Here is a 12,833-nt window from a genome sequence, read left to right as displayed (position 1 = left end):
GCAGGCGAAGCCGTCACTATGCCACGGGCAGCGCCGGCACCTCCGGCAGGCCGCCGCCGAGGAGCCCGGTGACCAGCCCCAGCACCGGGGACAGCAGACCGGTGACCGCGCTCAGCACTCCGCCGAGGTCGAGCGAGGTCAGCGCGCTGATCAGACCCTGGACCGCGGACGTGAGCGAGGCCGGCAGGTCCCCCACGGGATCGGCCGCCACGGACCGGTCGGCGGCGCGGTCCAGGGTCTTCAGGCGCTCCTGGACGGTCACGTTCCAGGCCCGCAGTTCCTCCGCGTACGCGGCCGCCGCCTCCGGGTCGAGCCGGGTGCCGTCCGCCTCGCCGAGGACCGCGACCGTGTCGAGGAGGGGCGCCAGTGCGCCGTCGTGGCCGAGGACCGTGCCCGTCTCGGCGCCGACGCGCGGGGCGGCCTCGCTGATGCTCAGGCCCGGCACCGCTCGGCCCGCGTCACCGACGGCGGCGGCAGTGCCGACCGGCCCGAAGACCAGTGCCGCACAGACCAGGGGCGGCACGAGGAGGCCGCGGGAGACCAGGGCGCGCATGGAGTTCCTTTCGAAGCACTGAAAGCCGCTGCTCTTGCGCCCACGGTGGGAACGACCCCGGCACCCCGCAACCGATCACACCGCCCGCACCGGCCGCAGCGCCGCCCATCGGCGACACTGACCAGGGTCTTTCCCGAAGAACGCGGCTCCTTACGGGTGTCAGCCCCACGTTCCGCCGTCAGAGGGTGCGGCTCGGCCCCGCACCGGCACGCGCACCGCGAGCGGCAGCGGCGACGGCACCCCGCGCGGCGACCGGAGCGTGTCCGGGTGCACCCCGGCCACCGCCGCCGGATCATGGAACCCACTGCCCTGGAGAACGGGAGGTTCCTGTGGGGTCGGACTTCCCCCTCCCACGGACCCTGCTGTCCGAGGACGTCGAGACGCTGCTGGCGGGCGCGACCGCGGAACTGGGGCGTGAATACCGCGTGCTGCGGGAGATCGTGGAGGGCGGAGCGGCGGCCGTGGCGGTCCTCGACACCCGGCTGCGCTATGTGTACGTCAACCCCCACATGGCCCGGATCGTCGGCGTACCGGCCGAGGACCAGCTGGGACGGACGCTCGCCGAGGTCATACCGGGAGTGGAGAGACCGGAGGAAGTGCCGCAGGCCGTTCTGCGGGACGGGCGACCGCGCGATGTCCTCATCGCCGGGCACATGGGCGCCGGGACCTCCCGCACGCCGCGGGAGTGGCACAGCACGTACCACCGGCTCCAGAACGAGCGCGGCGAGATCGTCGGACTCGTGGCCATCGGCGTGGAGGTCACCGAACCGCGCCGCTATCTCAACGAGCTGGAACGGGCCCACGGCCGGATGGCCATGCTGCACGCCGCCACCCTGCGCATCGGCACCACACTGGACCTGGAGACCACCTGCCAGGAACTCGTCGACTTCGTCGTACGCGACCTCGCGGACGGGGCCTCGGTCGAGCTGGTCGTGGAGAACGAACCCGTGAGGTCCCCGCGGGCCCCCTCGGCCGGGGTGATGCGGATGCGGCGGGCCGCCGTGAGCGCCCGGCCGGAGCTCGCCGTGCGCCTCGGCGGACTGGCGGGCCCGGACGACGTGAACGACCACGGGCCGACGTCCCCCATGCGCCGCTGTCTGGAACGCGGGCGGCCCTTCGTGACGAGCCTGCCTTCCCGGGCCCGGCCCAGGGGGCCCTACGCGGAGCGGCTGGCGCTCTACCGCGCCGCCGGGATCCACTCCACGCTGGTCGTGCCCCTGCGGACCGACTCCCGCAGCGTGGGCGTCCTCGCCATGGTCCGGGCGGGCTCCTCACCCGCCTTCACCGCCGAGGACGCCGTGGTGGCCCAGGAACTCGCGGGACGCGCCTCCCACGCCATGGAACGCGCCCAGCGCTACACCCGCGAACACACCATGGCCCTGGAGCTCCAGCGGGCCCTGCTCAGCGAGCCGACGCTGCCGCACCCGGACCTGGAGACCGCCTCCCGCTATCTCCCGGCCGACGACAGCGCGGTCGTGGGCGGCGACTGGTACGACTCGCTGGCGCTTCCGCAGGGCCGCAACCTGCTGGTCATCGGCGATGTCATGGGCCACGGTGTCGAGGCCGCGGTCGCGATGAGCCACTACCGCTCCATGCTGCGCGCCCTCGCCTCCTCCGGAATGCCCCTGCACGAGATGCTCGCCGCCGCCGACCGCATGGTCGCCGGGTCCGGCTTCGAGCGCGTCGCCACCTGTCTGCTGGCGTTGGGCGACCCGGCCACGGACACGGTCAGCTACGCGAACGCCGGCCATCTGCCACCGCTGCGGATCCTGCCCGACGGCCGTGTGGAACTGGTCCCGCTGCCGGCCGGCCCACCGCTCGGCACCGGCATGGGCGTCTACGAGACGGTCTCCCGCCCGGGCGTCCCGGGCGGGGTGCTGCTCCTCTACACCGACGGCCTCGTGGAACGCCGGGGCGAGGACATCGACGTCTCCCTGCACCGGCTGACGGAACTGCGCCTGCCGCCCGGCGGAGGCCTGGACGAGATCCTCGACGGGATCCTGGCGCACGCCGCGACGGGATCGGCGCGCGACGACATCGCCCTGCTGGCGGCCCGGACGCGGGGGGTGTGAGCGGGCCGCATACAGGGTGCCCGTACCGGCGCGGGACTGTCAGCCGCGTCCGGCGCCCACCCGTCGCCGTACCCCCACCAGCACGGCCACCACGGGCCCGCACGTCAGCAGCAGCGCCAGCGTCCCGTACCCGTAGGCCAGCGTCGCCGCCGCGGCCACCCCCGCGACCAGCAACGGCCCGCCCGCGTCGCCCAGTTCACGCCCCAGTTCGGCCGCACCCATGGTCTGCCCCAGCCGTTCCCGAGGGGTCGCCGAGGCGAGGGTCGCGAAGCCGAGCGGGGTGATCAGGCCCGTGCCCGCGCCGATGAGGGCCGCGGCGAGCAGTACGCCCGTCAGGCCCGGCAGCATCGCGCAGGCCAGGCCCGCCGCCGCGAGCAGCAGTCCCACGACGAGCCCGCCGCGCGCCGTGATGCGCCCCGCGTCCAACGCCCGCCCCGCCCGCGGCTGCACGACCGCCGCACACGCCGCAAGCACCGACACCGCCGCACCCGTCGCCACGGTCCCGAGCCCGGCCACCGCACCCGACACGGGAAGGAAACCGACGCCCACCGACAGCGCGGCGGTCGCCCCCGCGAGCGCGGCCGTCGGCACGAGGAACACGGGATCGGCCAGCCGCCGCGCCAGGTCGACCACCGTCTGGCGGGCCCGCGGAAGCGGCGGTACGACGGGTACGGCGACCAGCGCCCACACCGCCACGGACGCCCCCAGCACCGCCAGCACCGTGAACAGCAGCCGCAGTCCGCCCGCCCACACCAGCACCCCGCCGAGCAGCGGGCCGAGCGTGTAGCCGATGGACTTGTAGAAGCCGTAACTCCCGAACGCCCGCCCGTGTTCGGCCGCCGGATTGAGCCGGGCCACCAGCGCGGAAGCCGCGGGGGAGAAGGCCGAGGCGGCCGCACCCTGGCCGAGCCGCGCGGCCCACAGCCATCCCGGACTGTCGGCGAGGGCGTACAGCGCGGACGCGACGGCGAACGCCACCAGCCCGCCCAGCAGGACGGGGCGCGCCCCGATCCGGTCGGCGATCGTGCCGAACACCGGCTTCAGCAGGACCTCGGCGCCGTCGTACAGCGCGAGCAGCCCGCCCAGCACCAGCAGCGAGGTGACCGCGTCCTCCGTGTCCCCGCCGAGGTTCGCGGCGATGCCGTGCGCCCCGAACGCGGTGGTGAAACCGGCCGCGTACAGCGGCCACATCCGGCGCGCGGGCGCCTCACTCGGTGGCGTCACTGAGACCAAGGCGCAGATGCTCCACGTGGTAGACGGCCTGATCGAGCAACTCGGCGACATGGTGGTCGTGGAGCGCGTACACGACGGACCGGCCGCTCCGCTCGCCGACGACGAGCCCGAGATTCCGCAGCAGCCGCAACTGGTGCGAACACGCCGACTGCTCCATCCCCACCGCGGCCGCCAACTCCGTCGCGGGCAACGGGCCTTCACGCAGCCGCGCGAGGATCAGCAGCCGGGAAGGGGTCGAGAGGGCCTGGAGCGTGGTGGCGACCTTCGCGACATTGCCCGCATCGAGGCGAACCCGCTCGTCGTCGGTGGTGGTGACGGCTCCATGACCCATGCGGGGTATCTTACTCACCGTACATGAACAGATGAATGAGTCTTCATGTGTTCCTGTATGGTGGGCCGGGTGTCAGCGACCCTTGCCCCCAGCCGTGCCCCTTCGACCCCCTCGACGGCCCCTCGCCGCCGCACCCGTGTCCTCGCCCTGCCGGAGGCCCGGTGGGCGCTGGGGGCGACGGTGTCGTTCCTGGCCGGCCTGCTGCTGGATACCGTCGTCGGCGGTCCGTCGTGGGTCTACGGGCTTCTGTATGCGGTCGCCTATGGGGCGGGCGGCTGGGAGCCCGCGCTGGAAGGGCTGCGGGCCCTGCGGGAGAAGACCCTCGACGTCGATCTGCTGATGATCGTCGCCGCCCTCGGCGCGGCAGCCATCGGACAGGTACTGGACGGCGCCCTGCTGATCGTCATCTTCGCCACCTCCGGCGCACTGGAGGCCCTGGCCACGGCCCGCACCGCGGATTCGGTACGAGGTCTGCTGGACCTCGCACCCACCACCGCGACCCGCGTCACGGGCGCCGACGCCGAGGAGACGGTCCCGACCGCCGAACTCGCCGTCGGCGACGTCCTGTTGATCCGCCCGGGCGAACGTATCGGCGCCGACGGCCAGGTGCTCGACGGCACGAGCGAGGCCGACCAGGCGACCATCACCGGCGAACCGCTGCCGGTGCTCAAGCGCCCCGGCGACGAGGTCTTCGCCGGCACCCTCAACGGCACCGGCGCCCTGCGCGTCCGCGTCGCACGCGACCCCGCCGACTCGGTCATCGCCCGCATCGTCACCCTGGTCGAGGAGGCGTCCCGCACCAAGGCGCCGACCCAGCTGTTCATCGAGAAGGCCGAACAGCGGTACGCGGTGGCCGTGGTGGCCGCCACGCTCGCCGTGTTCGCCGTGCCGCTCGCCTTCGGCGCCGACCTCACGGACGCGCTGCTGCGGGCGATGACCTTCATGATCGTCGCCTCGCCGTGTGCGGTCGTGCTCGCGACGATGCCACCCCTGCTGTCGGCCATCGCCAACGCCGGCCGGCACGGTGTGCTGGTCAAGTCCGCCGTGGCGATGGAGCGGCTGGGGGAGATCGACGTGGCCGCGCTCGACAAGACGGGGACGCTGACGGAGGGGGCGCCCGAGGTGACGGACGTACGGCCGCTGCCGGATTCCGGGCTGGACGCGGACGGGCTGCTCGCGCTGGCCGCCGCGGCCGAACACCCCAGTGAGCATCCGCTGGCACGCGCGATCGTGGGGGCCGCGCGGGGGAGGGGGCTGCGGATCGCCGACGCGGAGGACTTCGCGGCCGAACCGGGGCGCGGGGTCACGGCTGTGGTCGAGGGGCGGGTGGTGAGGGTCGGACGGGTGGAGGCTCACGTCGGTGGGGCGGGGGAGCCGGGCAAGACGGGGGAGCCGGGCAAGACGGGCGACTGTATGCACTCGGCCGGCGATGGTATGCACGATCTCGGTGATCGTATGCACGCCCCGGTCACCGGAACCGCCCTCACCGCCACCATCGCCGGCGGCGCAACCGTCGTCCTCGTCACCCGCGACGAAACCCCCGTGGGCACCCTCGCCCTCACCGACCGCCTCCGTCCGGCCGCCCCCTCCATGACCGCCGTCCTCACCGCTCTGACCGGCACCACCCCCGTCCTCCTCACCGGCGACAACGCGTCCGCCGCGGCCCGCGTCGCCGAGGCCACCGGCCTGACCGACGTCCGCGCGGACCTCCTCCCCGAGGACAAGGTGAATGCCGTACGCGGTATGCAGGATGCGGGCCGCAAGGTCCTGTTCGTCGGCGACGGGGTCAACGACGCGCCCGCCCTCGCCGCCGCGCACGCCGGGGTCGCGATGGGGCGTGCCGGGTCCGACCTGGCGCTGGAGACGGCGGACGCGGTCGTGGTCCGCGACGAGCTGACGGCCGTGCCCGCCGTGGTACGGCTGTCCCGGGCCGCCCGTCGGCTCGTGGTGCAGAATCTCGTCATCGCGGGGACGTGCATCACCGTGCTCGTCGTGTGGGACCTCGTCGGTCATCTCCCCCTGCCGCTCGGCGTCGCAGGTCACGAGGGCTCGACCGTGCTGGTCGGGCTGAACGGGCTGCGTCTGCTGCGCGAATCCGCGTGGCGATCCGGAACGGCGCAGGAAGCGCGAGGTTGATGTCGGATTCCCGCCAGCCCGTGCCGGGTGACTGGACCATGCTGAACGTATGCAGAAGGGCATGCACACCGACACCGAGCGCTGCGTGCGCGCGGTCCAGTCCAAGGACGCCCGGTTCGACGGGTGGTTCTTCACGGCGGTCCTGACGACCCGGATCTACTGCCGGCCCAGTTGCCCGGTGGTGCCGCCCAAGGCGGAGAACATGACGTTCTTTCCGAGCGCGGCCGCCTGTCAGCAGGCCGGCTTCCGGGCGTGCAAGCGCTGCCGCCCGGACACCAGCCCCGGCTCCCCCGAGTGGAACCAGCGCGCGGACCTGGTCGCCCGGGCGATGCGGCTGATCGCCGACGGCATCGTCGACCGCGAGGGCGTGCCCGGACTCGCCTCCCGGCTCGGCTACAGCACCCGGCAGATCGAACGCCAGCTCCTCGCCGAGCTCGGGGCGGGCCCGCTCGCCCTCGCCAGGGCCCAACGGGCCCAGACAGCAAGGCTGTTGATCGAGACGACCCCACTGCCGATGGCGGAGATCGCCTTCGCCGCCGGCTTCTCCTCCATCCGTACCTTCAACGACACCGTGCGCGAGGTCTTCGCCCTCTCGCCGAGCGAACTGCGCACCCGGGCGCCGAAGAAGGGCGCCACTGCGAGCACTCCGGGCGTCCTCACCCTGCGTCTGCCGTTCCGCGCCCCCCTCAACCCCGACAACCTCTTCGGCCACCTCGCGGCGACCGCCGTACCGGGGGTGGAGGAGTGGCGGGACGGCGCGTACCGGCGCACGCTCCGACTGCCGTACGGCCACGGCATCGTGACGCTCATCCCGAACCCCGACCACATCGCCTGCCGGCTCACCCTCGGCGACCTGCGCGACCTGACCGTCGCCATCAGCCGCTGCCGGCGCATGCTCGACCTGGACGCCGATCCGGTCGCGATCGACGACCAGTTGCGCACGGACCCGGTGCTGGCGCCGCTGGTCGACAAGGCTCCGGGGCGGCGGGTGCCGCGGACGGTGGACGAGGCGGAGTTCGCCGTACGGGCGGTCCTCGGACAGCAGGTGTCCACGGCGGCGGCCCGTACCCACGCGGCCCGACTGGTGACCGCGCACGGTGAGCCGCTGGACGACCCCGAGGGCAGCCTGACCCACCTCTTCCCGTCCCCGCAGGCGCTCGCCGCCCTCGACCCGGACTCGCTGGCGATGCCCCGCACCCGCCGGGCCACCTTCACCACCCTCGTCGCCCAACTCGCCGACGGATCGCTCAACCTGGGTGTGGAGGGCGACTGGGCGGAGACCCGCGCCCGCCTCCTCGCCCTGCCCGGCTTCGGTCCCTGGACCGTCGACGTCATCGCGATGCGCGCCCTCGGGGACCCCGACGCCTTCCTCCCCACCGACCTCGGCATCCGCAAGGCCGCCCAGGAGCTGGGTCTTCCCTCGACCCCGGCCGCGCTCACCGCGCGGGCGGCGGCCTGGCGGCCCTGGCGGGCGTATGCGGTCCAGTACCTGTGGGCGACCGACAGTCACCCGATCAATTTCCTCCCGGTATAAGGACGTTCCGTGAGTTCAGCGAAACAGCACACCACGATCGACAGCCCGTACGGCCCGCTGACCCTGGTCGCGACGGACGGCATCCTCAGCGGCCTCTACATGACCGGCCAGCGCCACCGCCCGCCCCAGGAGAACTTCGGCATGGGGGTCCCCCCGCGCGAGCGAAGCCGAGCGTGGGGGAACGACGACCGCCCCTTCGGCGAGCCTGCCGACCAGCTGGCGGCCTACTTCGCCGGGGAGTTGAAGGAGTTCACCCTCGAACTCCACCTGGACGGAACCCCGTTCCAGCGCGGCGTCTGGCAGCAGCTGCTCCGCATCCCCCACGGTGAGACCCGCACCTACGGCGAGCTCGCCGACGCCCTCGGCAACCCCGGCGCCTCCCGCGCGGTCGGCCTCGCCAACGGCAAGAACCCGATCGGCATCATCGTCCCCTGCCACCGCGTCGTCGGCGCCGACGGCAGCCTGACCGGCTACGGCGGCGGCCTGGAACGCAAGCAGCGGCTGCTGGACCTCGAGCGGGGAGCGGCACTGTTCTGAGGCGGCCGGCCCGGCACGCGCCCAGGACGGCACCGCGTCACATCGGACGAGGAGAGCCCTCCTCCCGAAGCCGCCGCAGCAGCTTCGGCAGTGCCGTCCCGATCGGCTCCCGCACCACCTCGTCGGCGCGATCGTCGTACGGCGTCGGCTCGGCGTTGACGATGATCAGCCGCGCCCCGTGGTCGGCGGCGACACCGGCGAGCCCGGCGGCGGGCTGGACCTGGAGGGTGCTGCCGACGGCGATGAACACCTGGCACGCCTTGGTGATCGAGACCGCCTCGCCGAGCACCACCGGGTCGAGCCGTTCACCGAACATCACGGTCGCCGACTTGAGGATCCCGCCGCACTCCCGGCAGGCCGGATCGTCCTCGCCGGCCTCGACCCGGGCGAGGGCGTCCTCCATGGGCCCGCGCGCATGACACTTCGTACACACGAAACTCCGTGCGGAGCCGTGCAGTTCGAGCACCTTGCGGGCCGGCATCCCGGCGAGCTGGTGCAGCCCGTCCACGTTCTGCGTGATGACCCGCACCGGCACGCCGGACCGCTCCAGCTCGGCCACGGCGATGTGCGCGGCGTTCGGCTCGGCCCGGAGCGTCCGGTTCTCGCGCCGCATCCGCCACGAGCGGCGCCGGATCTCCGGATCGTCCATGTAGTACCCGTACGTCACGAGCTTCTCGGCCTCGGGATCCCGCCGCCACAGCCCGTTGGGACCGCGATAGTCCGGAATCCCGGAATCGGTCGAGATACCTGCGCCACTGAGCAGGGCGACGAGAGGCTTGTCCATGGGGCCGAGGGTAGATCGGCGGGGTTGTCGGGAGCGAGCGGTTATGCGGGCCGTCGGCCTCGTCGTCGTACGGCCGCACCCGGCCCCGAAAAAATCTTGGACGGTGATGTCGAGAACCCGTGAGCCGCTCCGTCCCAGGGGTGAACGCGACCACAATGGGCCGCACCAGTACCGAGGAGAACCACCATGGCCAAGTACCTGCTGCTGAAGCACTACCGGGGAGCCCCGGCCGCGGTGAACGACGTCCCCATGGACCAGTGGACGCCGGAGGAGATCTCGGCGCACGTGCAGTACATGCGGGACTTCGCGGACCGGCTGGAGAAGAGCGGCGAGTTCGTCGACGGGCAGGCGCTCGCCCCCGAGGGCGCGTGGGTCCGCTACGACGGTGAGGGCCGCCCGCCGGTCACCGACGGCCCCTTCGCCGAGACCAAGGACCTCATCGCCGGCTGGATGGTGATCGACGTCGACACCTACGAGCGCGCCGTCGAACTGGCCGGGGAACTGTCCGCCGCTCCCGGGGCGGGCGGGAAGCCGATCCACGAGTGGCTCGAACTGCGCCCGTTCCTGTCCGTACCCCCCACCATCGCGGAGTGCCATTGATGGACGAGGCCCTGCTGAGGAGCCTCACGCCGAGCGTGCTCACCGTCCTCGTCCGCCGCGGAGCCGACTTCGCGGCGGCCGAGGACGCCGTGCAGGACGCGCTCGTGGAGGCGGTCCGCGGCTGGCCGGCCGACCCGCCGCGGGACGCGAAGGGCTGGCTGGTCACCGTGGCCTGGCGCAAGTTCCTCGACGCCACCCGCGCGGACACCGCCCGGCGCCGGCGGGAGGACCGCCTCGACGACGAGCCGGCGCCCGGACCCGCGCCCGCGGCGGACGACACGCTCCAGCTGTACTTCCTGTGCGCCCACCCCTCGCTGACACCGTCGTCCGCGGTCGCCCTCACCCTGCGCGCGGTCGGCGGCCTCACCACCCGGCAGATCGCCCAGGCGTACCTGGTGCCCGAGGCGACCATGGCGCAGCGCATCAGCCGCGCCAAGCGCACCGTCTCCGGCGTCCGGTTCGACCGGCCCGGCGACGTCGCCACCGTGCTGCGCGTCCTCTACCTGGTCTTCAACGAGGGCTACTCCGGCGACCTCGACCTCGCCGCCGAGGCCATCCGGCTCACCCGCCGGCTCGCGGCCGTCATCGACCACCCCGAGGTGGCGGGGCTGCTCGCCCTCATGCTGCTCCACCACGCCCGCCGTGCCGCCAGGACCGCGCCCGACGGCAGCCTGGTGCCGCTCGCCGAGCAGGACCGCGGCCGCTGGGACACCCGGGCGATCGCCGAGGGCGTCGAGATCCTCCAGGCCGCCCTGGCCCGCGACCGGCTGGGCGAGTACCAGGCCCAGGCCGCCATCGCGGCGCTCCACGCGGACGCGCCCACCGCCGGGGAGACCGACTGGGTACAGATCGTCGAGTGGTACGACGAACTCGCCCGGCTGACCGACAGCCCCGTCGTCCGGCTCAACCGCGCGGTCGCCGTCGGGGAGGCCGACGGACCGCGCGCGGGCCTCGCGGCGCTCGCGGCGCTGGAGGACTCCCTGCCCCGCCACACCGCGGTGGCGGCGTACCTCCACGAGCGCGACGGCGACCTGAAGGCGGCGGCACGGCTGTACGCCGAGGCCGCTCGCAAGGCCACCGACCTCGCCGAACGCGACCACCTGACCCGGCAGGCCGCCCGCCTCAACACCCGGCTGCGGCGCTGACGGGCCGCGCTGCCGGGCGGAGTCAGACGGCCCGGTGCCCGTTCTCCAGCTCGGCCGTCCCCGCGCCGCCCGCGAGCACGTCCAGCGCGGCCAGCACCCGGCGGCCCAGGGCATCCGGCAGATACTCGGCCAGCTCCTCGCGCGGTACGAGCCGCCAGGACAGCAGCTCCTCCTCCTGCAGCCGGATCGCCTTGAAGTCATCCTCGCCGAGCACCCCGCCGTCGTAGAGGTACGCCACCAGCGGCGGCCGCAGCGCCGTCCCCTGCACCCAGTCCACCGCGAGCAGCCGGCCGAGCTCCCGGTCGAGGCCTATCTCCTCCGCGGTCTCCCGGCGCGCACCCTGGCGCGGGGTCTCGCCGTCGTCGGACTCGACGGTGCCGCCCGGAAGCGCCCAGCCGTCACGGTAGTTGGGCTCGACGAGCAGCACCCGGCCCGCCGCGTCCCGGAAGAGGGCGGCGGCACCGGCGAGGACACGGGGGAGGCCCGCGATGTACGTGGCGAAGTCAGCAGCGGTCATCCACGAAGGGTAACCAGGCCGTCCCGGAGCGGTAAGAGCGCGCCGAGGGGCTCCCGCAGGCCCGCGGGACACGGCCGCACGCCTCCCGCGCGCCGCGCAGCCGAAGTCACTCGGCCTCCACCAACCGCAGTGTCCGCTCCGCCAGTTCACTGATCCGGACCCCGTCGAACCCGAACACCGCGCTGCGCACCGTGTCCTCCAGCGGCTCCTTCCACTGCGCCGGAATCGCCTCGGCGCCGCTCAGCACCCCGGCCACCGACCCGGCGGTCGCCCCGTTGGAGTCGGTGTCCAGACCGCCGCGGACCGTCAGCGTGACGGTGCGGGTGAAGTCGCCGTCGCCGTACAGGAGCCCGGCGGTGAGCACCGCGGCGTTCGGGACGGTGTGGATCCAGCCCATCCGGGAGGTCTCCTCGGCCACCGTGCCGAGGGTGTCCTCCCACGTCATCCGGGTGTCGTGGAGGGAGATCACCCGGCGCACGGTCCGGGCAAGGCGGCTGCTCCCCGGGATCACGGTCAGCGCCTGGTCCAGGGCGTGGCGCACGGTCGGCGCGGTGAACGCCGCCGAGACCAGCGCGGCCGCCCACATCGCGCCGTACACACCGTTGCCGGTGTGCGACAGCACCGCGTCCCGGCGGGCCAGCGAGGCCGCGCGGCGCGGGACGCCGGGGCAGGTCCAGCCGTAGATGTCGGCGCGGATCAGGGCGCCGATCCACTCCTGGTAGGGGTTGTCGTACGTCGCCGTCAGCGGCGGTTTCAGCCCGTTGGCGAGGTTGCGGTAGGCGGCCCGTTCCGCCGTGAACGTCTGCAGATACGGCAGCCTGAGCAGCCACAGGTCACCGACCTGCTCGGTGCTGAAGGCGAAGCCGTGCGTCTCCAGCAGGTCCAGGCCGAGGATGGCGTAGTCCACGTCGTCGTCACGGCAGCTGCCGTGGATCCGGCCGCGCACGCACTGGCGCCACTCCGGGCGCAGCTCGAAACCGTCGCTCTCGCTGGGCGGCTCGGGCAGATAGTCGGTCAGCGGCAGGGCGGCGGCCTGCCGCAGATAGTGGTCGATCCGGTCCCGCGTCCACAGGTCGCCCTGCTCGACCGGCTTGCCGAGCATGTTGCCGGCGATCCGGCCCAGCCAGCCCCCGAGGACGCGGTCGGCGAGCTCTGGTGCGCTACCCACAGGGGTCATAGGACCGGTTTACTCAGGTTCGCCTAGCGATGTCCACACCGGTCACGCGGGACGTGTTTTTCTGCTGGGGGTCCGGGGGCCCGCGGCGGCAGCCGCCGATGTCTACGCCCCCGGAAAAATGCAGCACCCGATTCCGGGCCACCGCACAGCGGGGTCGTAGCGGCTTCTCAAGGTCCGGGCGGGGCATGACGGCGAGGCGCACCTCCGGTTAAGG

General features: G+C 73.4%; 12 protein-coding genes. 6 read left to right on the top strand and 6 right to left on the bottom strand.

All coding sequences use genetic code 11. The features are described from left to right. Positions 1 to 16: 16 nt before the first annotated feature. Positions 17 to 553 (bottom strand): hypothetical protein, encoded by a 537-nt coding sequence (locus tag QF037_RS10910; RefSeq protein WP_307024042.1) that lies wholly within the window; start codon positions 551 to 553, stop codon positions 17 to 19. Positions 554 to 882: 329 nt separating this feature from the next. Between QF037_RS10910 and QF037_RS10905 the strand changes: the two genes are divergently transcribed. Beyond that, positions 883 to 2,625, top strand: coding sequence for a SpoIIE family protein phosphatase (locus QF037_RS10905; RefSeq protein WP_307024041.1), 1,743 nt, complete (start codon positions 883 to 885; stop codon positions 2,623 to 2,625). 39 nt (positions 2,626 to 2,664) lie between these two features. Here QF037_RS10905 and QF037_RS10900 read toward each other — a convergent pair whose 3' ends face one another. Beyond that, positions 2,665 to 3,816: an MFS transporter gene (locus tag QF037_RS10900; RefSeq protein WP_307037115.1), complete on the bottom strand. Its 1,152-nt coding sequence runs from the start codon at positions 3,814 to 3,816 to the stop codon at positions 2,665 to 2,667. 16 nt (positions 3,817 to 3,832) lie between these two features. Continuing rightward, on the bottom strand, positions 3,833 to 4,189 hold the full coding sequence (locus tag QF037_RS10895; RefSeq protein ID WP_307024039.1) for an ArsR/SmtB family transcription factor: 357 nt from the start codon (positions 4,187 to 4,189) through the stop codon (positions 3,833 to 3,835). A gap of 57 nt (positions 4,190 to 4,246) precedes the next feature. Between QF037_RS10895 and QF037_RS10890 the strand changes: the two genes are divergently transcribed. Genes QF037_RS10890 through QF037_RS10880 form a run of 3 tightly spaced genes read left to right on the top strand, consistent with a single transcriptional unit; the run spans position 4,247 to position 8,396 of the window. Then, positions 4,247 to 6,325, top strand: a complete 2,079-nt coding sequence (locus QF037_RS10890) for a heavy metal translocating P-type ATPase (protein ID WP_307037114.1) — start codon at positions 4,247 to 4,249, stop codon at positions 6,323 to 6,325. A gap of 49 nt (positions 6,326 to 6,374) precedes the next feature. Next, positions 6,375 to 7,859, top strand: a complete 1,485-nt coding sequence (locus QF037_RS10885) for a DNA-3-methyladenine glycosylase 2 family protein (RefSeq protein WP_307024037.1) — start codon at positions 6,375 to 6,377, stop codon at positions 7,857 to 7,859. A gap of 9 nt (positions 7,860 to 7,868) precedes the next feature. After that, positions 7,869 to 8,396 (top strand): methylated-DNA--[protein]-cysteine S-methyltransferase, encoded by a 528-nt coding sequence (locus QF037_RS10880; RefSeq protein ID WP_307024035.1) that lies wholly within the window; start codon positions 7,869 to 7,871, stop codon positions 8,394 to 8,396. A 37-nt stretch (positions 8,397 to 8,433) separates the two neighbouring features. On the opposite strand, the gene QF037_RS10875 is transcribed toward QF037_RS10880, so the two are convergent. Then, complete coding sequence (locus tag QF037_RS10875) at positions 8,434 to 9,180, bottom strand: SIR2 family NAD-dependent protein deacylase (RefSeq protein ID WP_307024033.1); 747 nt, start codon at positions 9,178 to 9,180, stop codon at positions 8,434 to 8,436. A gap of 186 nt (positions 9,181 to 9,366) precedes the next feature. Here QF037_RS10875 and QF037_RS10870 point away from each other — a divergent pair, with 186 nt between their 5' ends. Both QF037_RS10870 and QF037_RS10865 read left to right on the top strand, forming a co-directional pair. Beyond that, positions 9,367 to 9,780: a YciI family protein gene (locus QF037_RS10870; RefSeq protein WP_307024031.1), complete on the top strand. Its 414-nt coding sequence runs from the start codon at positions 9,367 to 9,369 to the stop codon at positions 9,778 to 9,780. Further along, complete coding sequence (locus QF037_RS10865; RefSeq protein ID WP_307037111.1) at positions 9,780 to 10,925, top strand: RNA polymerase sigma factor; 1,146 nt, start codon at positions 9,780 to 9,782, stop codon at positions 10,923 to 10,925. Before QF037_RS10870 ends, QF037_RS10865 begins: the two co-directional genes overlap by 1 nt. A 22-nt stretch (positions 10,926 to 10,947) precedes the next feature. Here QF037_RS10865 and QF037_RS10860 read toward each other — a convergent pair whose 3' ends face one another. Both QF037_RS10860 and QF037_RS10855 read right to left on the bottom strand, forming a co-directional pair. Beyond that, positions 10,948 to 11,442, bottom strand: coding sequence for an NUDIX domain-containing protein (locus QF037_RS10860; RefSeq protein WP_307024029.1), 495 nt, complete (start codon positions 11,440 to 11,442; stop codon positions 10,948 to 10,950). A 106-nt stretch (positions 11,443 to 11,548) separates the two neighbouring features. Continuing rightward, positions 11,549 to 12,619, bottom strand: coding sequence for an ADP-ribosylglycohydrolase family protein (locus tag QF037_RS10855; protein WP_307024028.1), 1,071 nt, complete (start codon positions 12,617 to 12,619; stop codon positions 11,549 to 11,551). Positions 12,620 to 12,833: the final 214 nt, after the last annotated feature.

This window comes from Streptomyces canus, assembly GCF_030815415.1.
Classification (GTDB): domain Bacteria; phylum Actinomycetota; class Actinomycetes; order Streptomycetales; family Streptomycetaceae; genus Streptomyces; species Streptomyces canus_F.
This window is presented reverse-complemented; position numbering and strand designations above follow the sequence as displayed.

Coding starts and splice junctions, on each gene's coding strand:
- QF037_RS10910 (WP_307024042.1), bottom strand. CDS start 553: ATGCGCGCCCTGGTCTCCCGCGGCCTCCTCGTGCCGCCCCTGGTCTGT.
- QF037_RS10900 (WP_307037115.1), bottom strand. CDS start 3,816: ATGTGGCCGCTGTACGCGGCCGGTTTCACCACCGCGTTCGGGGCGCAC.
- QF037_RS10895 (WP_307024039.1), bottom strand. CDS start 4,189: ATGGGTCATGGAGCCGTCACCACCACCGACGACGAGCGGGTTCGCCTC.
- QF037_RS10890 (WP_307037114.1), top strand. CDS start 4,247: ATGGTGGGCCGGGTGTCAGCGACCCTTGCCCCCAGCCGTGCCCCTTCG.
- QF037_RS10885 (WP_307024037.1), top strand. CDS start 6,375: ATGCAGAAGGGCATGCACACCGACACCGAGCGCTGCGTGCGCGCGGTC.
- QF037_RS10875 (WP_307024033.1), bottom strand. CDS start 9,180: ATGGACAAGCCTCTCGTCGCCCTGCTCAGTGGCGCAGGTATCTCGACC.
- QF037_RS10870 (WP_307024031.1), top strand. CDS start 9,367: ATGGCCAAGTACCTGCTGCTGAAGCACTACCGGGGAGCCCCGGCCGCG.
- QF037_RS10865 (WP_307037111.1), top strand. CDS start 9,780: ATGGACGAGGCCCTGCTGAGGAGCCTCACGCCGAGCGTGCTCACCGTC.
- QF037_RS10860 (WP_307024029.1), bottom strand. CDS start 11,442: ATGACCGCTGCTGACTTCGCCACGTACATCGCGGGCCTCCCCCGTGTC.
- QF037_RS10855 (WP_307024028.1), bottom strand. CDS start 12,619: ATGACCCCTGTGGGTAGCGCACCAGAGCTCGCCGACCGCGTCCTCGGG.